We start from the raw sequence: 19,211 nt of genomic DNA, 5'->3' as shown, positions 1-19,211 counted from the left end.
CGTTAGCATGAATCGGTGACCACAACGCCTCCCTCGCCCGCCGGCCTCGCGCTGTCGGCCGAGCAGGAGGCGCTGTTCCGGCTCATCGAAGACACCCGCGAGCATGTCTTCGTGACGGGCCGCGCCGGCACCGGCAAGTCGACGCTCCTGCAGCACCTCGCGTGGCACACGAACAAGCAGATCGCGGTGTGCGCGCCGACGGGCGTGGCGGCGCTGAACGTCGAGGGGCAGACGATCCACTCGCTGTTCAAGCTTCCGCTGGGCATCATCGGCGGGCACGACGAGCCGCAGTCCGACGCGACGCGCAAGCTGCTGAACGCGATCGACACGCTCGTCATCGACGAGATATCGATGGTCAACGCCGACCTCATGGACGCCATCGACCGCGCGCTGCGCCAGGCACGGGGCCGCCGGTCCGAGCCCTTCGGCGGCGCACAGATCGTGATGTTCGGCGATCCGTACCAGCTGGCGCCCGTCCCGCCCCGCGGCGACGAGCTGCGGTACGTGCAGGACCACTACCGCTCGTTCTGGTTCTTCGACGCGAAGGTGTGGGTCGGCGAGGCGGCGACCGACGGCATCCTCGACGTCGGCACCTACGGCACCGAGCTCAACATCCGCGAGCTCATCGACATCCACCGGCAGAACGATCCGGCGTTCAAGGCGATGCTCAACGCCGTGCGCTACGGGCGCGTGACCGCCGACATCGCACAGGTGCTCAACGACACCGGCGCACGTCGTCCGCCGGATCCGTCCGACGGCGAGCATCCCATCATCACGCTCGCCACCCGCAACGACATCGTCAACAACATCAACCGCCGGCACCTGAACGAGCTGATCGGCCGCGAGCAGACCGCGCGCGCGGAGGTGAACGGCGATTTCGGACGAGGGGATGCCGCCTACCCGGCCGACCTCGAGCTCAAGCTGAAGGTCGGCGCCCAGGTGATGTTCCTGCGCAACGACACCGGCTCGTTCGGCGAGCCGCCGCGGTGGGTGAACGGCACCATCGGCACCGTGACCCGGATCGCCGGAGAGTCGGTGCGGGTCGATGTCGAGGGCGAGGAGTTCGACGTCGAGCCGTCGGTGTGGGAGAAGTACCGCTACTCGTACAACCCCGGCTCGAAGACGCTCACACGCGACATCGTTGCCGAGTTCACCCAGTTCCCGCTGCGCCTCGCGTGGGCCGTCACGATCCACAAGTCGCAGGGCAAGACGTACGACCGGGCCATCATCGACCTCGGCTCGGGCGCCTTCGCTCCCGGACAGACCTACGTCGCGCTGTCACGGCTGACCTCGCTCGACGGCCTGTACCTGTCACGCCCGCTGCGCCCGCGCGACATCCAGGTGGATGCCGACGTCCAGCGCTTCATGCGCGACGCCGTGCGGGGCCCCGCGGTCTGAGCCCGCTCAGGCGACCTGGGCCGCCTTGGCGGTGGCGAGATCCTCGAACAGCTCCGTGTTGAAGCGGTAGGCGAGCAGCACCTCGTCGATGACGCGCTCCTGCTCGGCGGCATCCCACGGGGCGGCGTCGAGCTGCTCCCGGTAGACGTCCTTGAAGGCCTTGGGGTCGGCGATGTCCTGGAACAGGTAGAAGCCGATGCCGTTCGTCTCGAACCCGAAGCGGCGGGCCATCAGGCGCCCGATGAACTGGCCGCCCGACAGGTCGCCGAGGTAGCGGGTGTAGTGATGGGCGACGAAGCCGCCCGCCCACGTCGCGCCGACCTCGTTGATGCGGTCGACGTAGCGCCGGGTGGTGGGCAACGGCTCGATGCGCTCGCGCCAGTCCGGTCCGACCAGGAACTCGAGATCGGCCTCGAGCGCCGGCAGTCGCGTCAGCTTGTCGGAGATGAAGACCTTCGCGACGGGATCGTTGCGCATCTGGCCGGCCGTGCGCTCGAGCGCCTCGTAGATGAACCAGTGCTGCACGACGAGTGCGACGTAGTCCTCGCGGGTGCCCTCCCCTTTCATGAGGTCGGCCATGAAGCCGGCGTGCTCGCTCGAGGAGTGCGAACGGCTGGACCGCTCGCGGAGCGCAGTGGAGAACGGGATCGGGTCGCTCATACCTTCATGCTAACTGAAGATAAGGGCAACCTAACAAAAAAGCTCGCCGAGAAGGCCGCTCAGGCGTGCGGTCGCGGCTCGATGCCCAGACGGCGGCACGCCTCGTCGTACAGTGCGACGATCTCACGGCGCACCTCCCGGCGCTCCGAGATCATCCCCGACGGCCACGGCACGGGCACCTCGACCGTCGATCCGTCATCGAGCGTCGCCAGCCACACCCCGCCGGCGCCGTCGAACCCGGTCATGCTCGAGGCCGTGACGACGGCATCCGCTCGTCCGCTCTCGGGAAGGAAAGCGCGGGCGATCAGCAGGTTGTCGTCCGCGTGGTCGCCGTTCATGTGGCCGAGCACGCCGGCGAGGGCCGCGTCGTCGAATCGGTGGATCATGCACACACCCTACGGACCGCCGTACCGCGAGGACGACTCTGGTGTGTTTGAATGCATTGCACGATCATCGGGGGGTGAGCATGCGGACCCGCTCCAGAAGTCGCCGCGCCATCGCGGTGATCGCGGGTGCCGTCATGTCGGCCCTGGTCTTCGCCGGGTGCTCATTCGACTCGAGCGCCGCGCAGCCCGATCTTCCCGCGCAGGTGGACGTCGCGTTCCCGGACGACATCGTCGCGCAGCTGCAGGATGCCGCGACGCGGGCGATGGGCACGTCGGGGTCGTCGGGCGCCATCGTCGGCGTCTGGGCGCCGTGGAGCGGCGCATGGATCGCCGGCCTCGGCACGCAGCGACCGGACGGCGGCGGTGACGTGAAGGCCGACCAGACGTTCCGGGCCGGCAAGGTCACCCGTGCCATGACGTGCGACGCGCTGTACGGGGCGGTCGCGGACGGCAAGGTCGAGCTCGACGATCGGGTGACCGGCTACGTGTCGGGGGTGCCCGACCTCGGCGACATCACGCTGATCGAGCTGTGCGACGGCACCTCGGGCATCGGCTCGTACACGGACCAGCTCTACGGCTCGTGGATCAGCAACCCGAAGCGCAACTGGGACCCGCGGTACCTCGCGAGCTTCGGTCTCGGCGAGCCCCGCACGAGCGCACCCGGCGATGCATACAAGGACTCCGATGCCGGCTACGTCCTGCTGGGCCTCGCGCTGCAGCGCGCCACCGGGCTGTCGGCCGCCGACCTGCTGCGCACCTACGTCACCGGCCCGCTCGGACTCCAGGCGACCTCGCTGAGCGATCTGCCGTCATCCGGCGCCCTGCAGGGCGGTCAGTCGATGCCCAACGCCGAGGGCGCCCTCGACTGCGCTGCGCCCGTCGACCTCACCGGCGTCTCGTCGAGCAGCGGCTACACCGACGCGGGCGTCGTCACCGACATCCGTGACCTGGGTCACTACGTGCAGGCCCTCGCGAGCGGATCGCTGGTCGACGACGACACCCGCTTCGCGCATCCGCTGCCGGTGGCCGCCGACGCGCCGTCCTGGTACACCGCCGACGGCGGCGCGCTCATCGCGGGCTCGCTGATCGGTCAGTTCGGCAAGACTCCCGGGTATCTGACCGCCGCGTTCGCCGACCCGAAGACGGGCCTCACCGTTGCGGTCGTGCTCAACAACTCCGCCGGCGACGGCCGCGTCGCCGAGTATCTCGCGTGGCAGCTGGCCGCGATCGCGTCGAAGGCTCCCGCGGCCGAGGGCGAGACCGCCCCCGAGGCGGGCCTGCCGTGGACCGCCGAGCAGTACGGCGAGGCCGTCGCGTCGCTGGCGGTGTGCACACCGCCCGCTTCCGAGTGACCCCGGGTCCGGGCGCCGCGGCGGGTTCGCGCGGCGGGACGACCCCGGCGATCCTTCTCGTCATCGCCGGCCTCGCGTGCCAGGAGGTGGGCGCGTCGCTCGCGGTCCTGCTGTTCCCGCAGGTCGGGCCGCTCGGCATGGTGATGCTGCGCCTCGTGTTCTCGGCGCTCGTGCTGCTGCTCATCGCCCGCCCACGGGTGCGCGGCCACTCGCGGCGGGACTGGACCTCCGTCGCGCTGTTCGGGCTCGTCCTCGCGCTCATGAACAGCCTGTTCTACCTGGCCTTGGAGCGGCTGCCCCTCGGCGTCACGGTCACCATCGAGGTGCTCGGGCCGCTGGTGCTGTCGATCGTGGCCGCCCGCCGGGCATCGGCGTGGCTGTGGGCGCTGCTCGCGCTGGCCGGTGTGGTCGCGCTGGGCGGCGGCGGATGGGACCGACTGGACCCCCTGGGCGTGCTGTTCGCGCTCGGCGCCGCCGGCAGCTGGGCGTTCTACATCCTGGCCTCGGCGCGCGTGGGCCGGGCGTTCCCGAAGCTCGACGGTCTCGCGCTGGCGATGGCGGTCGGCGCGGTCATCTCGCTCCCGCTCGGGATCGTGGATGCCGGCGCCGCCCTGTTCAGTATCCAGATCGTGGCACTCGGTGCAGCGGTCGCGGTGCTCTCGTCGACCATCCCGTACGCGTTCGAGCTCATCGCGCTGCGCCGTCTGCCGGCCGCCGCATTCGCGATCCTGATGAGCCTCGCGCCGGCGACCGCCTCGCTCGCCGGATTCATATTCCTCGGCCAACATATGACCTGGCTGGAGCTCGCGGGCATCGCGCTGGTGATTGCTGCGAGCATCGGAGCGGTGCGCTCGTCGGCCCGAGCCGCGCGTGAGGCGGCCGAGCCGATCGCGTGAGCCCGGCATCCCCGTTCGCACGGCGGTCCCCGCTCTGCGGCATCCTTCGACCGTCCGAGATCAGGAGATCTGGCGAGAACAGGACAATCTCGCCGGAATCGTCCTGTGTCCGCCAGATCTCCTGATCTGGGAACGCACGGAGGCGGACCGAGACGGGCCCCGCCGCCGGCCGCGCGTCGCGGCTCTGTAGCATCGGGGCCATGACGCCGACGAGGTGGGCCGTGCTCGGCCCGGGAGCGATCAGCCAGGACTTCGCGGTGGGCCTTCGCGCGTCGCAGCACGGGGTGCTGCACGCGGTGGGCAGCTCGTCGCCGGAACGGGCCGCGGCGTTCGCCCGCACCCACGGCGCCCAGGCGTCGGGGACGTACGACCAGATCCTCGCCCGCGACGACGTCGACGCGGTGTACGTGGGCACAGTGCACACGACGCACGCCGACCTCGCGATCCGCGCGCTCGAGGCGAGCAAGGCCGTGCTGTGCGAGAAGCCCGCGGCCCCGACGTTCGGCGACGTGGAGCGGATGCTCGACGCGGCCGCGCGGGCGCGACGGCCGTTCCTCGAGGCGTTCAAGACCCGGTTCGGGCCGTTCGCCCAGACGCTGCGCGACCTCGCGGCAGGCGGCGAGCTCGGTGCGCTGGAGCGCTTCGAGGGCGCGAGGGGGTCGGCGGCGACGGCGCGCACGGGGCGCCTGTTCGATCCGGCGCTGGCGGGCGGGGCGATCCTCGACATCGGCTGCTACCCGCTCGCGCTCGCGATCGATCTCGCCGCGGCGGCGGGCGAGCCGATCGACGCGCCCGAGTACCGGCGGTTCGAGGCGCAGCAGGTGGGCGGCGTCGACGGCACCGCATCCGTCGAACTCGCGTTCGGCCGCGTCACCGCGGCGATCGCGACGTCGATCCTCGAGGATCTGGACGAGGTCGTCACGGTGCGGTTCGCCCACGCCGAGGTGGTGCTGCCGAATGCGTGGGGCAACCGGACCGAGAGCGCATCCCGCCTGATCGTGCGCCGCGACGGGCAGGAGCAGATCATCGAGGTGCCCACGGTGCAGCCCATGGCGGCCGAGGCCGACGCCCTTTCGCTGGCCCTCGTCGAGGGCAGGCTCGAGGTGCCGCAGATGCCGTGGTCGCACACGCGGGCGGCGGCGCGCGTGCTGACGGACTGGCGCGCTGCCGCGGTCTCGGGCTGATCGGGTCAGGCCCCGCGCGGCGGGGCGGTCGACCCGCGAACGTTGAGGGTGGGGTTCAGCACCACCCGGTGCACGGGACGCGTCGGGTCTTCGAGCCGGCGGATGACGAGGTCGACGGCGGCGCGGCCCACCTCGTGACGCGGCGGCGCGACGGCCGTCAGCGGGGGTGTGAAGATCTCGGCGACCTCGTCGTCGTAGGCGACGACCGACAGGTCGCCGGGCACCGAGATCCCCCGGTTGAGCGCGAGGTCGACGAACGCCATCGCCTCGGGGTCGGAGTGCACCAGGATCGCGGTGACGCCGTTCGAGAGCGCGGCGTCGAGCGTCGAGTCCACGACGGACGAGAAGTCCGGGCTCGTGCGCGGCGGCAGGCTCGTCTCGAACTGATCGGCCGGCGTCAGCCCGAGCTCGGCGCACGCCGCATGCCAGCCCGCGGCGATCTTGCGTGACGTGGGCGAGTCCCGGGCGATGATGAGGCCGACACGGCGGTGACCGAGCGACGCGAGGTGGCGCGCGGCGAGGACGGCGCCGAGCGCGTGATCGGTGGTGACGTTCTCGACCGGGCTGCCCTCGGGCAGGAGCACCGCGTCGCGCTCGACCAGCACGCTCGGGAGCCCGCACTCGGCGAGCCACTGCACGACGTCCTGCGCGTGCGGGGTGTCGGTGTTGGGGGCGAGCACCAGGCCGCGGACGCCCTCGGTATGCGCCAGGCGCTCGAGTACGGGCCGCTCGTCCTGCAGCTCGTACGACGCGCCGCGCACCACCACCGGCATGCCGTGGCGGGTGGCCTCGGCCTCCGCGCCGCGCACGACGGTGGGGTAGTAGAACGTCAGCGACGGCACGAGCATCGCGATCGACCCCGCGCGGGCGGCGGTCGCGACGGCAGCCGAGTCCATGTCGTCGAGCGACCCGGCGGTCGGCACCGCGCCGCCGTGCACGCGGACGAGCAGCCCCTCGCGCTCCATCTGCGCGAGGTCGCGGCGCAGCGTCACCGGGGCGACGCCGAGCTCGTCCATCAGCTGAGCGACCCGCACGGCGCCGTCGCGCTCGAGCGAGGCCAGCACGTGGGCGCGCCGTTCGGCGGCCAGCAGTGCCGGTGTCTGGTCGGTCATCAGGCGTCCTCCGCGTTCGTCTGGTCCAGTTCTACCGTGACCGCGATCCCGTCGCGGGAGGTGACGTCGAGATCGAGCCGGGTGAGCTTCGCGCCCCACACGCTCGACAGCACCGGGTCGTCGAGCTCGCGGACGAGGAGTGCCGCCTCGACGCCCGCGGGCCACGAGATGCGCACCGGCGTCGCGCCCTCGAGCGGCGTCACCACGACGGCATCCTCCTCCCGCCGCACCTCACCGGCGAGCAGCAGACGCACCTCGGTGCGCCCCGGGTGCGCAGAATCGGATCCGCTGATGCGGAGGTCCGACGAGACACGCGGGTCGGCGGCATCCGTCCCCCGGCGCGTCGCCTCGTCGGTCCGCACACGCGGATCCGATTCTGCGCGCGCCGGCGTCCAGTCGTCGGCCACCACGACGCGCGCGGCCGCACGGTCCAGCCGCACGGTGCGGCGCCACGGGCCGGCGGCCGGGTAGGCGCCCGAGAGCTCCGCCGAGAACACCGAGTCGTCGCCGACGTGCACCTCGACTCCGGATGCCGCGTACTCGGCGCCCGGCGGCTGCTCCTGGCCGTCGATCACGGGCACGTTGTGCCAACCGCTCTGCATGGTCCAGATGTCGTACCGGTCGGGCCCGAACGTCTGCAGCGTGTAGGTCGGGCGCCCGGCATCCACCACCACCGGCACGCCGTCGGAGGCGACGATGAACGATCCGACGTCGTTGTGGTTGTGGTGCTCGCCGTTGTGGCCGCCCTTGGTCGCCACGGCCAGCCCCCGGGACGTGCCGCGCTGCGATCGGGCGAGCAGCACCTGCGTGGACGGCAGCCACACATCGCGGGGGAAGGGCGAGGACTCCTGGGATGCGGCGATCCAGGCCGGGTCGGTGATGCCGCGCAGCAGCCTCCCGAAGCCCGGGTGCTCGATCGCCGCCGGAGAGCCCGGCGTGCGGTGCGATGCGGCGTGGGCGGCGGCATCCCGATCGCCCACGGCCAGCGCGGCGCGATGCAGCGCGTGCCACGGCTGAGCCGCGGACACCCGCGCCTGGCCGTCAGCGAGGTTCAGGTACCAGTCGGCGCCGAGGTGCATGCGATGCGGGAACGCCACGGTCTCGCGCAGGGCCGTGATGCCCGACGCATCGAGCACTCCCCCGGTCGCGTGACGCACGACGTCGAGGGCCTCCAGCGCTCGGCAGGCGCCGTTCCACCAGTACGCGTAGCCCTCGTCGATCGCGCCGTCCTCGGGCAGCACCGACACATAGCGGTCGATGCCCTCCAGCGCCAGCGCGACGATCGCGGTGCGCTCGTCGGCCTCGGCCGGGTCGTCGAGCAGGCGCAGCGCGGCGACCAGCACGTTGCCGTGGATCCAGGGGTTCCAGTTGTGCACATCGCCGTCGAGGCCGAGCCAGTGCCAGTCGCGACGACGCGTGAAGGGCTCGAAGATGCGCACGCGCATCTCGTGACGGACACGTGAGCGGATGCCGGGGTAGCGGGCCTCGAGCCGGTCGCCGATCAGCTGGTCGACCCAGGCGAGCAGGCTCGCGACCTCGCCCGCGCCGAGGTCGAGGTACGGGGCGGTGACGACGGGGAGCACGGAACCGCGTTCACGGAAGGCGTCGTCGTGCGCCGGCCAGCACCACGAGCTCTGCTCGCAGAACAGCCACACGCCGTCCAGCACCTCGGCGAGGTAGCGGCGCCCGCGCACGGGATCGTCCGCGTGCACGGCCGCGGCGACGGCGGCACGTGACAGACGGCGCTGCCGCTCGTAGAGCACGCTCTCCCAGCCCTCGCGGTTGCCGTCATCGTGGAGGCGGGCCGCCGCCGAGGCGAGCGGCACGGGCCACGGCTGATCGAGGTCGGCCTCGGCGCGCTCGAGGATGCCGTCGATCGAGACCGCATCGGCGCTGCCGCCGGGAGCCCACACCGAACGGTCGTCGGCCGAGGCGACAGGAAGCGCGCGCGAGGGCGGCGCGAGCACGCCGGCGAGGGCGGTCGCGAAGCCGGCGGCGTCCGTGCCTGCCTGACGTTCGTACGTCTCGGCCAGGCGGCCCCGAAAAGTCCGGGTCGCGGGGACGGTTGCGGTCACAGGGGATCCTCCTCGTTGATTCACCATACTCGCAAAGCGATCATAAACGATCATAACGAATCCAAAACAGTCTTGCAATGAACGAAATGGGTTGATACAGTCCCAAACGTTCGCTCTTCACGCGGGGCGGACGGCGACAAATCGATCAAGGGAGATCCCAGTGACGTTCCAGCAGCCCGGCACATCCGCACGCACCGCGGTGGATGCCGACTGGACCCGGGACGAATGGATCGCCTTCGCGGATCGCCTGCTCGACACCGCCCGCTCGTACGCGTCGCCGGGCCACGGCCGCATCCACTTCCCCGGCGCCGAGGGCGGCTACGGCCACGACGTCGACGGCCTCGAAGGGTTCGCCCGCACGTTCCTGCTCGCCGGCTTCCGCATCGCGGGTGCGCGCGGTGAAGGCACCGAAGAGCTCGCCGACTTCTACCGGCGGGGCATCGTCACGGGTGTCGACCCGGATGCCGCCGACCGCTGGGTGCGGCTCGACGAGCACGCGCAGGCCAAGGTCGAGGCCGCATCGCTCGCGCTCGTGCTCGACATGACCCGCCCGTGGATCTGGGACCGCCTGGATGCCGTCACGCAGCAGCGCGTCGTCGACTACCTCGCGCCCGTCGTGGGCGACACCACGTACCCGAAGACCAACTGGCTGTGGTTCCGCGTCGTCGTGCAGACGTTCCTGCGCTCGGTCGGCGGCCCGTGGTCGGCCCAGGACATCGCCGACGACCTGACGCTGCACGACTCCCTCGTGCGCGATGACGGCTGGATCTCGGACGGCTTCGAGCGCTCGTACGACCACTACGTCGGCTGGGCGCTGCACACCTACCCCGTGCTGTGGTCGCGCATGCAGGGCGCGGACGAGCTCGCGGGCGGCCGCACCGCCGGCGACGTCGTGCGCCTGGACCGCTTCCTGCAGGATGCCGTCGCGCTGGTCGGCGCCGACGGCTCGCCTCTCGTCCAGGGCCGGAGCCTCATCTACCGCTTCGCCGCCGCGGCCCCGTTCTGGGTCGGGGCGATCGCCGAGGTGCCCTCGGTGCCCCTCGGGCAGCTGCGCCGCGCCGCGAACGCCGTGGTCGCGCACTTCACTGCGCACGACGCGCCGGGCGAGGACGCCGTGCTCACGATGGGCTGGCACCACGAGTGGCGCGAGCTCGCGCAGTCGTATTCCGGCCCCGGCTCGCCCTACTGGGCCGTCAAGGGCCTGCTCGGGATCTCGCTGCCCGCAGACCACCCGGTGTGGGCCGCCGAAGCCGCAGCGCTGCCGGTCGAGACCGGCGACGACGTGCGCGTCGTCCGCGCGGCCGGCTGGGCCGTCTCGGGCACCGCGGCCGACGGCATCGTGCGCATCGCCAACCACGGCAGCGACCACGCTCCCGACGGCGCCCTCGTCGGCGACTCCCCGCTGTACGCCCGCATCGGCTACTCCACCGCCACGAGCCCGCTCGCGAACCAGGCAGCGTGGGAAGAGCCGCTGGAGCAGTCCGTCGCGCTCGTCGACGCCGCGGGCCGCGCCACCCATCGCGCCGCCATGGACCTCGTCGACGTTCGTGTCGACGGCGAAGGCGACGCACGGGTCGCGATCGCGGCATCCGTCTCCCGTGCGCATTGGATCACGCCGCGCCCCGCGGCCCACCGCCACGGGTCGGGCATCGAGGGTGACGTCGAGCTCGCCGGCGTCGTCACCGTCCACTCCCTGCTGCGCGGACCATGGGAGGTGCGCCTCACGCGCGTCGACTCCCTCGAACCCGGCGTCGACGCCGGTGCGCTGCGCCTGCGCGTCGGAGGATGGGCGCTCGCCGCCGGGGCCGTCGAAGGACGGGCTCGGGATGCCGCCGCCTCGGCCGTCGCCGACGGCCTGGCCTCCGGCATCCACTCGATCCTCGGCGACGGCGTCGCGAGCGTCGAGGAGCGCTTCGACGCCAGCCCGCTCGGGCCCGTCGCGATCGTGCCGGTCGTGACCTACCCTGTCGAGCCGAGTGCGTGGATCGCCACGCTCGTCGAGCTCACCACCGAAGACCTCGCATCGCCCGTCGATGCGACCGCGGCCGCCGTCGTCGAGACCGACGACCGCACCACCGTCACGGTCACCTGGCCGGACGGGACGGCGACCACCAGTCGCCTCGCGAACCCCGGACCCGCGCCCGACGCGGACCGGTGAACCCGATGGGCCCGAGGAAGGGTCCGCAATCACAAAGGAGTACCCACAGTATGAAGCGCTCATACGCTGCCGCGGCCGGGATCGCCGTGGTCGCCACGCTCGCCCTCGCCGGCTGCAGCAGCAGCGGCGACGACGCCGCCGCGCCGGAGGAGTCGTCGGGCCCGGTCACCCTCACGATGTCGGGCTGGAGCCTGGACACGACGCCCGAGTTCCAGAAGCTCGCCGACGCGTTCCACGAGAAGAACCCCGACGTCACGATCGAGCTCAAGGGCTACGACCCCACCGAGTACAACACCCTCGTGACCGCCGACCTCGCCGCCGGCTCCGCGCCCGACATCATCACGCAGAAGGAGGTCAAGTACGTCCCGACCTTCGTGAACGGCGGCCAGCTGCTCGACGTGTCCGACGTCGAGCTGCCCGACGGCATCAGCGGTGCGAAGTCCTACGAGGTGGACGGCACCGCCTACGCCGTGCCGTACCGCAACGACTCGTGGGTGCTGTACTACAACAAGGCCCTCTTCGACCAGGCCGGCGTCGAGTACCCCGACGGCAGCTGGACGTGGGACGACTACGCCGACGCCGCCGACGCTCTGACCGCGGGCCTGACCTCCGCGGGCAGCGCCGCCAAGGGCGCCTACCTGCACAACTGGCAGTCGACGGTCCAGGGCTTCGCGAACGCGCAGACCGACAGCGACATCCTCAAGGGCAAGTACGACTACATGGAGCCCTTCTACGAGCGTCAGCTCGCCATGCAGGATGCCGGCGACCAGGTCGACTACAACACCGCCAAGGCGAACCAGCTCACCTACCAGGGCGAGTTCGGAAAGCAGAACGCGGCCATGATGCCGATGGGCACGTGGTTCGTCGCGACGCTGATCGCGCAGCAGGCGTCGGGCGACGCCGACTCGTTCGACTGGGGCATCGCGCCGATCCCGCAGGAGTCCTCGAAGACCACGGGCCTGGACAACACCCCGGTGACCTTCGGCGACCCGACCGGCCTCGCCATCAACGCCGCGATCGACAAGTCCAAGGTCGCCGCCGCCAAGGAGTTCCTCGCCTTCGCCGCCGGTGAAGAGGGCGCCCAGGTGCTCGCGGGCATCGGCATCACGCCGGCGCTGCTGACCGACGCGGTCGTCGACACGTACTTCTCGGTCGACGGTGCACCCACCGACGACCTGTCGAAGTTCGCGTACTCGACGCACGAGGTGCACCCCGAGAACCCGACCTCCGACAAGGCTGCCGCGATCCAGGGCATCCTCGGCGACATGCACACCGCCATCATGTCGGGCTCGCAGTCGCCGGCCGACGCCATCAAGGAGGCGCAGGACCGCGTCGCCAACGAGGTCGGCACCGACTGATCGATCCCCTTCGACCGCTCAGGGACCGCGGTTCCTGAGCCCGTCGAAGGACTGATACCCGGTGCCCGGTCCGCTCCCCGCGGGCGGGCCGGGCACCGCACCAGCACCCACTCCCGACAGGCCCCTCTGGAGGTCCGCCATGGCGACCATCACCGCCACCGAGGCCGGCACCGCGCCGCCGCCCGCGCGCCGCCGGCGCTCGAAGCTGCGCCTGCGCAACACCCTCATCGGGTGGAGCTTCATCCTCCCCAACTTCATCGGCTTCGGCGTCCTCACGCTCGTGCCGATCGTCATCCTCTTCTACATGGCGTTCACGAACTGGAACGTCTTCGGCAAGGCCGACTTCATCGGGCTCGCCAACTTCACGCGCCTCATGGGCGACGGCAGCTTCCGCATCTCGGTCGTCAACACCCTCTACTACTCGGTGATGCACATCCCGCTGACGATCGTCGTCTCGCTGGGCCTGGCGCTGCTGCTGAACAACAAGCTCCGCGGTGTCGCGTTCTTCCGCACCGCCGCCTTCTTCCCCTACATCACCTCGATCGTCGCGATCGCGGTCGTGTGGAACCTGCTCTTCAGCCCCGAGTACGGCCCGATCAACGAGTTCCTGAAGTTCATCGGCATCCAGAACCCTCCCGGCTGGCTCACGTCGCCCGAGTGGGCGATGCCGGCCGTGGTGATCGTGTCGACGTGGCGCGACATGGGCTACTACATGATCCTGTTCCTCGCGGGCCTGCAGACGGTGCCGCGCGAGCTGCACGAAGCGGCGCGCATGGACGGCGCGAACACGTGGCAGCGGTTCACCAACGTGACCCTGCCGAGCCTGCGCCCGACGATGTTCTTCGTCACCGTCATGCTGACGATCAACTCGTTCAAGATCTTCGACCTCATCCTCGTCATGACCGACGGCGGTCCGGGTCAGTCGACGCTCGTGATGTCGCAGTTCATCTACCGCAAGGGCTTCGAAGAGAGCCAGTTCGGCTACGCGTCGGCGGCCGCGGTGGTGCTGTTCTTCATGTGCATCATCGTCACCATCATCCAGTTCCTGTGGAACAAGAGGGGGAACAAGTGATGGCCGAGCAGCTCGAGAAGGATGCCGCCGACCGCCTGGTCTCGGACTTCACGCCTCCCACCGCCGCCGTGCGGAGCCTGCGCAAGTTGGCCGACGGCAACGAGCCCAAGCGCGGCCGGGACGGCGAGAAGCTGACCCCGGGACGCCGCATCGGCCGCATCCTGATGTACATCGCCCTGATCATCTTCGCGATCGGCCTGCTGACGCCGTTCGTGTGGATGGTGCTGAGCTCGTTCAAGTCCTCGAACGAGGTGTTCTCGGTGCCCATCAAGTGGCTGCCCGAGACCTGGGTGTGGCAGAACTACGTCGACATCTGGACCCAGTCGAACATGCTGGTCTGGATCCGCAACACGCTGTTCCTCGCGGTCGTCGTGACCTTCCTGCAGGTGCTGACGGGCTCGTTCGCCGCGTACGGCTTCGCCCGCATGCGCTTCCGCGGCCGCGACGTCCTGTTCCTGCTCTACGTCGGAACGATCGCCGTGCCGTGGCAGTCGTACATGATCCCGCAGTTCATCATGCTGTCGAACTTCAAGGTGTCGAACACCCTGTGGTCGATCATCCTGCTGCAGGCGTTCGGCGCGTTCGGCGTGTTCCTGATGAAGCAGTTCTACGAGACGATCCCCGAGGAGCTGTCGGAGGCCGCGCGCCTGGACGGCCTCAGCGAGTACGCGATCTGGCGCAAGATCATGCTGCCGCTGTCGATCCCGGCGCTGGCGAGCCTCACCCTGCTGACGTTCGTCAACACCTGGAACGACTACCTCGGGCCGCTCATCTACCTGCGCAACCCCGACCTGTGGACGATCCAGCTCGGTCTCAAGGGCTTCGTCTCGAACCTGTTCGACACCAACTACGCGCTGCTGTTCGCGGGTCTGACGATCTCGGTCATCCCGATCGCGGTCATCTTCCTGCTCGGCCAGAAGTACTTCGTCGAGGGCATCGCGACGAGCGGGCTGAAGGGGTGACGCCATGAGCAAGAACGGCTTCCTCTCCAAGCTGAACGGCCTCGTCCCGCACGACACGTGGGCGTCCCTCATCGGGATGATCTACCTCGGCCTGATCGTGAACCTGCTGCTGGTGATCTCGTGCCTGCCGCTCGTGGCGCTGCTCGTGACGACCGACCCCGCCTACTCGTGGCCGCTGCTCGCGCTCGCCGCGCCGCTCGCCGCGCCGGGTGTCGCCGCCGCGTTCCGCGCGTTCCGCGAGCACGGCGCGGGCGGGCTCGGCCCGATCCGCGCGTTCGTCGCCGGCCTGCGCGACACCTGGTGGCGCGCACTCGTGATCGGCGCAGCCGTCACCGCGGTGATCGTCGTGCTGCTGGTGGACGTGCGGATGCTGGCGGCCTCGCCGGCAGCCGTGTTCACGGTCCCGCTGCTGGGCGTGCTCGGCCTCCTCGCCCTGGGCGCCGGCCTGCTGTCGCTGGTCGCGTTCGCGGAGGTCCCGCAGGCGCGGTTCCGCGACGTGCTGCGCGCGAGCCTGCACCTGGGCCTGCGGCGCTGGTACCTGACGGCGGTGTCGCTCGTCGCGTTCGCGGTGCAGGCCGCGGTGTTCGCCACCGCGCCGGCGCTCGGCCTCGGGCTGACGGCATCCGCCGCCCTGTACCTCGCGTGGACGAACTCCCGCTTCACCCTCCGACCTGTGCTCGATCTCGACGAGACGGCCGCCGCACGCGCCTGAGGCCGCGGCATCCACTCCTCCTCCAACTCCGAAGGATTCCTCCATGACGTCCACCTCGCCTGCTTCGGGCACGAAAGCCCCCCAGGTCGACGACGCCATCGCCGACGCCCTGTCGACGATCCGCCGCAACATCGCGAAGTTCGGCCCCGCGTACCCCGACGACACCACGGTCGACGACCGGTACGAGCCGCGTCCTGCCGAGGGCGGCATCCCGCTCGGCGGCAACCGCGGCTGGACCACCAGCTTCCGCACCGGCATGCTGTGGCTCGCGTGGGAGCTCACCGGCGCCGAGGACTACCGCGAGGCCGCCCTCGTCGACGTGGCCGACTTCGAGCGCCGCGTGCGCGCCGAAGAGGACCTCGACACCCACGACCTCGGGTTCCTTTACACGCTGTCGACCGTCGCCTCGTGGCGGCTCGGCGCCGACGAGGCCGCGCGCGACGCCTCGCTGCTGGCCGCCGACCACCTGATGCGCCGCTTCCTGGAGCCGGCCGGCATCATCCAGGCGTGGGGCGACCTGTCGGACCCTGCGCAGCGCGGTCGGACCATCATCGACAGCCTCATGAACATGCCGCTGCTGACGTGGGCCGGCGAGCAGACCGGCGAGCCGCGGTTCGACGACGCCGTGCGCCGCCACACCGCCCAGCTGCGCGAGCACATCCTGCGCGAGGACGACTCGACCTTCCACACCTTCTACTGGGACGCCGAGACCGGCGAGGCCCTGCGCGGCGGCACTGAACAGGGTGCGGCCGACGAGTCATGCTGGGCGCGCGGTCAGGCGTGGGGCATCTACGGCTTCGCGATGAACTACGCCGTGACCGGCGACGAGCAGCTGCTGGAGGCATCCCGTCGCTGCGCCGAGTACTTCCTGCGTCACCTCCCCGCCGACGACGTGCCGTTCTGGGACCTCGTCTACACGGACGGCAGCGACGCCCCGCGCGACAGCTCGGCCGCCGCGATCGCGGTGTGCGGCCTGATCGAGCTCGCCTCGGTGGAGGTGGATGCCGGCCGCGCCGCCGAGTGGACGGCCCGGGCGCACGCGATCCTGGCCTCGCTCATCGCGAACTACACGCCCGCGGCCGCCGAGGACTCGGACGCCCTCATCCTGCACTCCGTGTACGACCTGCCGAAGGGCAACGGCGTCGACGAGGGCACCCTGTGGGGCGACTACTTCTACCTCGAGGCCCTCATGCGGGTCGCCAAGCCCGAGTGGAAGAAGTACTGGTGAGACTCGTCACGTACGCCGGCGAGACCGGGCCCCGGCCCGCCGCCGTCGTCGGCGACCGGCTGCTCGATCTCGGTGGGCTCGCCGGATCCGTCGCGGAGCTGCTCGCGGATGCCGCGGCCCTCGATGCGGCGCAGGCGGCGGTCGACGCGACCGATGCCTCGTCGCTGCCGCTTCTCGATGACGGCGCGCTCGTCGCCCCCGTCACGCCCGGCAAGATCCTGTGCCTCGGGTACAACTACCGCGGGCACGTGCCCGACGGCGTGGACCCGACGGCCAACGACCCCGAGTACCCCGACGTCTTCGTCAAGACCTCGAACACGCTCGCCGGACCGACCGAACCGGTCGTGATCCCGCCGGGCGCGACCGATGTCGACTACGAGGGCGAGGTGGGGGTCGTCATCGGCCGCCGGGCCCAGCGCGTGTCGCTCGAGGAGGCGCTCGACCACGTCGGGGGCTACACGATCCTCAACGACGTATCCGACCGCGCGTGGCAGCGGCGGCAGAGCCAGTGGGCGCTCGGCAAGTGCTCCGACGGGTTCGCCCCGCTCGGCCCCTGGGTCGTCACGCCCGACGAGGTCGGCGACCCGCAGGACCTCCTGGTCGAGGTCGTGCGCGACGGGGTCGTGACCGTGTCGCAGTCCACCTCGACCACGATCTTCAGCGTCGCGTACGTCATCCACCACCTGAGCCAGGTGCTCACCCTCGAGCCGGGCGACGTCGTGTCGACCGGCACCCCGCAGAAGCTCCCCGACGCCCAGGAGGCACACCGCCCGCTCGCTCCCGGCGACGCCGTCACCGTGCGCATCTCGGGCATCGGCGAGCTCACCACCCGTTTCGTCGCCGCCGCGCCGGCGACCGCCGACGCCCAGGAGGCCATCGCATGATCCTCGACTCGTTCCGCCTCGACGGAAAGGTCGCCCTCGTCACCGGCTCCAGTCGCGGGCTCGGCCAGGGCGCGGCTCTCGCGCTGGCCGAGGCCGGCGCCGACGTCGCGCTGCTCGACCGCGGCGACGCGTCCGACACCGCCGCGCTCATCGAGCAGACCGGCCGCCGCGTGCACCGCGTGCAGCGCGATCTCGTCTCGGCCACTCCGGACGAGCTGTCGTCGGCGGTGGACGAGGTCGTCGCCGAGCTCGGCGGTCTCGACATCCTCGTGAACAACGCCGGCACGATCCGCCGCTCCCCCGCCGTCGACTACCCGATGTCGGACTGGGACGACGTGCTCGCCATCAACCTCGACGCCGTGTTCCACCTGTCGCAGGCGGCCGGTCGGCACATGATCGCGCAGGGTGGCGGGCGGATCGTCAACGTCGCCTCGATGCTCTCGTTCCAGGGCGGCATCCTCGTCCCCGCCTACACCGCCTCGAAGCACGCGGTCGCCGGTCTCACCAAGGCGCTCGCGAACGAGTGGGCCGCCGCCGGCGTGACCGTCAACGCCGTCGCGCCGGGCTACATGGCCACCGACAACACCGCGCCGCTGCGGGCAGACGAGGACCGCGCCGCGTCGATCCTGTCGCGCATCCCCGCCGGCCGCTGGGGCACGCCGTCCGACCTGCAGGGCGTCTTCGTGTTCCTCGCGTCGGACGCCGCGGCCTATGTCACCGGCGCCATCATCCCCGTCGACGGCGGCTGGCTCGTCCGCTAGGCCGCCGGCATCCTCACACCCGAACAGAACACGCAGAACCAGGAGAGACTCGTGACCGAGCAGCACATCCCGCAGCGCTACGCGACCAACCCCGCCCAGATCCCGGGCATGACCACGCAGGACCTGCGCGACACCTACCTGATCCCCGACGTGTTCGTGCCGGGCGAGATCCGCCTGACCTACACCCACCACGACCGCATCGTGCTGGGCGGCGCCGTCCCCGCCGGCGGCGTGCTCGAGCTCGGCGGCTACCCCGAGATCCGGAGCGACTACTTCCTCGAGCACCGCGAGGTGGGCATCATCAACGTCGGCGGCACCGGCACGGTCACCGCCGACGGCGAGGTCTACACGCTCGTCAAGGGCGCGTGCCTGTACCTCGGCCGCGGCATCAAGGACGTCTCGTTCGCCGATGCCGACCGCGAGACGGGCGCGCAGTTCTACCTCTTCTCGGCGCCCGCGCACACCGCGTACCCGGCCGCGCTCGTCTCGCCCGGCGAGGGCACCGTGCGCGAGCTCGGCGACCAGGTCACCTCGAACCGCCGCACGCTCAATCAGTACATCCACGAGAACGGCGTGAAGAGCTGCCAGATCGTCATGGGCGTCACCGAGCTGCACCCGGGCTCGATGTGGAACACCATGCCGGCCCACACGCACGACCGCCGCACCGAGTGCTACCTGTACTTCGACCTGCCCGAGGACGCCCGCGTCATCCACCTGATGGGCGAGCGCGAAGAGACCCGTCACCTCGTGATCGCCGACCGTCAGGCCGTCATCTCGCCGTCGTGGTCGCTGCACTCGGGCGTCGGCACGTCGGCGTACACGTTCATCTGGGCGATGGCCGGCGAGAACCAGGCCTTCGACGACATGGACGCCGCGCCCGTCACCGACCTGCGGTGACGCGCGCGCACCGCGCCACGCTCGGAGAACCCGCGAGACTCGGACGAATCGGCGCGATCCGTCCGAGTCACGCGGGATCTCCGACTTATCCGCGCATCGGGAGGTGAGGGATGCCG

At 70.9% G+C, this 19,211-nt stretch carries 17 protein-coding genes; 13 read left to right on the top strand and 4 right to left on the bottom strand.

The features are described from left to right. Positions 1-15 precede the first annotated feature (15 nt). The gene (locus FB391_RS16535; RefSeq protein ID WP_141896195.1) at positions 16-1,398 is read left to right on the top strand and encodes an ATP-dependent DNA helicase; all 1,383 of its coding nucleotides are present in this window, start codon (positions 16-18) and stop codon (positions 1,396-1,398) included. Between the two features lie 6 nt (positions 1,399-1,404). Here FB391_RS16535 and FB391_RS16530 read toward each other — a convergent pair whose 3' ends face one another. Continuing rightward, positions 1,405-2,058: a biliverdin-producing heme oxygenase gene (locus FB391_RS16530; RefSeq protein ID WP_141896194.1), complete on the bottom strand. Its 654-nt coding sequence runs from the start codon at positions 2,056-2,058 to the stop codon at positions 1,405-1,407. A gap of 59 nt (positions 2,059-2,117) precedes the next feature. Then, complete coding sequence (locus FB391_RS16525; protein WP_141896193.1) at positions 2,118-2,444, bottom strand: DUF2470 domain-containing protein; 327 nt, start codon at positions 2,442-2,444, stop codon at positions 2,118-2,120. Between the two features lie 80 nt (positions 2,445-2,524). On the opposite strand from FB391_RS16525, the gene FB391_RS16520 reads away from it, so the two are divergent. The 3 genes from FB391_RS16520 (at position 2,525) to FB391_RS16510 (ending at position 5,876) form a co-directional block, all read left to right on the top strand. Further along, a complete protein-coding gene (locus FB391_RS16520; protein ID WP_185843153.1) occupies positions 2,525-3,796 on the top strand; it encodes a serine hydrolase domain-containing protein in 1,272 nt (423 codons plus the stop codon). Beyond that, complete coding sequence (locus tag FB391_RS16515) at positions 3,793-4,692, top strand: EamA family transporter (RefSeq protein ID WP_141896192.1); 900 nt, start codon at positions 3,793-3,795, stop codon at positions 4,690-4,692. The genes FB391_RS16520 and FB391_RS16515 overlap by 4 nt, the downstream gene beginning before the upstream one ends. Positions 4,693-4,892: 200 nt before the next feature. Next, positions 4,893-5,876 (top strand): Gfo/Idh/MocA family protein, encoded by a 984-nt coding sequence (locus FB391_RS16510; RefSeq protein WP_141896191.1) that lies wholly within the window; start codon positions 4,893-4,895, stop codon positions 5,874-5,876. Positions 5,877-5,881: 5 nt separating this feature from the next. On the opposite strand, the gene FB391_RS16505 is transcribed toward FB391_RS16510, so the two are convergent. Together FB391_RS16505 and FB391_RS16500 are read right to left on the bottom strand one after the other, a co-directional pair. Then, positions 5,882-6,988 carry a substrate-binding domain-containing protein gene (locus FB391_RS16505; protein WP_141896190.1) on the bottom strand — a complete coding sequence of 369 codons (1,107 nt, stop codon included), beginning with the start codon at positions 6,986-6,988 and terminating at the stop codon, positions 5,882-5,884. After that, positions 6,988-9,063, bottom strand: a complete 2,076-nt coding sequence (locus FB391_RS16500) for a heparinase II/III domain-containing protein (protein WP_246093577.1) — start codon at positions 9,061-9,063, stop codon at positions 6,988-6,990. The genes FB391_RS16505 and FB391_RS16500 overlap by 1 nt, the downstream gene beginning before the upstream one ends. A gap of 160 nt (positions 9,064-9,223) precedes the next feature. On the opposite strand from FB391_RS16500, the gene FB391_RS16495 reads away from it, so the two are divergent. From FB391_RS16495 to kduI, 9 genes are all read left to right on the top strand, one after another. Continuing rightward, a complete protein-coding gene (locus tag FB391_RS16495) occupies positions 9,224-11,221 on the top strand; it encodes a DUF2264 domain-containing protein (RefSeq protein WP_141896188.1) in 1,998 nt (665 codons plus the stop codon). 50 nt (positions 11,222-11,271) lie between these two features. After that, complete coding sequence (locus FB391_RS16490; RefSeq protein ID WP_141896187.1) at positions 11,272-12,579, top strand: ABC transporter substrate-binding protein; 1,308 nt, start codon at positions 11,272-11,274, stop codon at positions 12,577-12,579. Between the two features lie 139 nt (positions 12,580-12,718). Beyond that, the gene (locus FB391_RS16485) at positions 12,719-13,651 is read left to right on the top strand and encodes a carbohydrate ABC transporter permease (protein WP_141896186.1); all 933 of its coding nucleotides are present in this window, start codon (positions 12,719-12,721) and stop codon (positions 13,649-13,651) included. Continuing rightward, a complete protein-coding gene (locus FB391_RS16480; protein ID WP_141896185.1) occupies positions 13,651-14,613 on the top strand; it encodes a carbohydrate ABC transporter permease in 963 nt (320 codons plus the stop codon). The genes FB391_RS16485 and FB391_RS16480 overlap by 1 nt, the downstream gene beginning before the upstream one ends. Before the next feature lie 4 nt (positions 14,614-14,617). Then, the gene (locus FB391_RS16475; RefSeq protein ID WP_141896184.1) at positions 14,618-15,325 is read left to right on the top strand and encodes a ferredoxin-NADPH reductase; all 708 of its coding nucleotides are present in this window, start codon (positions 14,618-14,620) and stop codon (positions 15,323-15,325) included. 43 nt (positions 15,326-15,368) lie between these two features. Beyond that, positions 15,369-16,553, top strand: coding sequence for a glycoside hydrolase family 88 protein (locus FB391_RS16470; RefSeq protein WP_141896183.1), 1,185 nt, complete (start codon positions 15,369-15,371; stop codon positions 16,551-16,553). Then, the gene (locus FB391_RS16465) at positions 16,550-17,437 is read left to right on the top strand and encodes a fumarylacetoacetate hydrolase family protein (RefSeq protein WP_141896182.1); all 888 of its coding nucleotides are present in this window, start codon (positions 16,550-16,552) and stop codon (positions 17,435-17,437) included. Before FB391_RS16470 ends, FB391_RS16465 begins: the two co-directional genes overlap by 4 nt. Next, positions 17,434-18,198: a 2-dehydro-3-deoxy-D-gluconate 5-dehydrogenase KduD gene (gene kduD, locus FB391_RS16460; RefSeq protein ID WP_141896181.1), complete on the top strand. Its 765-nt coding sequence runs from the start codon at positions 17,434-17,436 to the stop codon at positions 18,196-18,198. Before FB391_RS16465 ends, kduD begins: the two co-directional genes overlap by 4 nt. 51 nt (positions 18,199-18,249) lie before the next feature. After that, on the top strand, positions 18,250-19,095 hold the full coding sequence (gene kduI, locus FB391_RS16455; RefSeq protein ID WP_141896180.1) for a 5-dehydro-4-deoxy-D-glucuronate isomerase: 846 nt from the start codon (positions 18,250-18,252) through the stop codon (positions 19,093-19,095). The last annotated feature ends 116 nt before the right edge of the window (positions 19,096-19,211 follow it).

The sequence above is a fragment of the Microbacterium kyungheense genome, assembly GCF_006783905.1.
GTDB classification, from domain to species: Bacteria; Actinomycetota; Actinomycetes; order Actinomycetales; family Microbacteriaceae; genus Microbacterium; species Microbacterium kyungheense.
This window is presented reverse-complemented; position numbering and strand designations above follow the sequence as displayed.

What these genes read in the sequence shown, in the direction of transcription:
- FB391_RS16525 (WP_141896193.1), bottom strand. Translation starts at nt 2,444, where the DNA reads ATGATCCACCGATTCGACGACGCGGCCCTCGCCGGCGTGCTCGGCCAC.
- FB391_RS16530 (WP_141896194.1), bottom strand. Translation starts at nt 2,058, where the DNA reads ATGAGCGACCCGATCCCGTTCTCCACTGCGCTCCGCGAGCGGTCCAGC.
- FB391_RS16470 (WP_141896183.1), top strand. Translation starts at nt 15,369, where the DNA reads ATGACGTCCACCTCGCCTGCTTCGGGCACGAAAGCCCCCCAGGTCGAC.
- FB391_RS16475 (WP_141896184.1), top strand. Translation starts at nt 14,618, where the DNA reads ATGAGCAAGAACGGCTTCCTCTCCAAGCTGAACGGCCTCGTCCCGCAC.
- FB391_RS16480 (WP_141896185.1), top strand. Translation starts at nt 13,651, where the DNA reads ATGGCCGAGCAGCTCGAGAAGGATGCCGCCGACCGCCTGGTCTCGGAC.
- FB391_RS16485 (WP_141896186.1), top strand. Translation starts at nt 12,719, where the DNA reads ATGGCGACCATCACCGCCACCGAGGCCGGCACCGCGCCGCCGCCCGCG.
- FB391_RS16505 (WP_141896190.1), bottom strand. Translation starts at nt 6,988, where the DNA reads ATGACCGACCAGACACCGGCACTGCTGGCCGCCGAACGGCGCGCCCAC.
- FB391_RS16510 (WP_141896191.1), top strand. Translation starts at nt 4,893, where the DNA reads ATGACGCCGACGAGGTGGGCCGTGCTCGGCCCGGGAGCGATCAGCCAG.
- FB391_RS16520 (WP_185843153.1), top strand. Translation starts at nt 2,525, where the DNA reads ATGCGGACCCGCTCCAGAAGTCGCCGCGCCATCGCGGTGATCGCGGGT.
- FB391_RS16490 (WP_141896187.1), top strand. Translation starts at nt 11,272, where the DNA reads ATGAAGCGCTCATACGCTGCCGCGGCCGGGATCGCCGTGGTCGCCACG.
- kduD (WP_141896181.1), top strand. Translation starts at nt 17,434, where the DNA reads ATGATCCTCGACTCGTTCCGCCTCGACGGAAAGGTCGCCCTCGTCACC.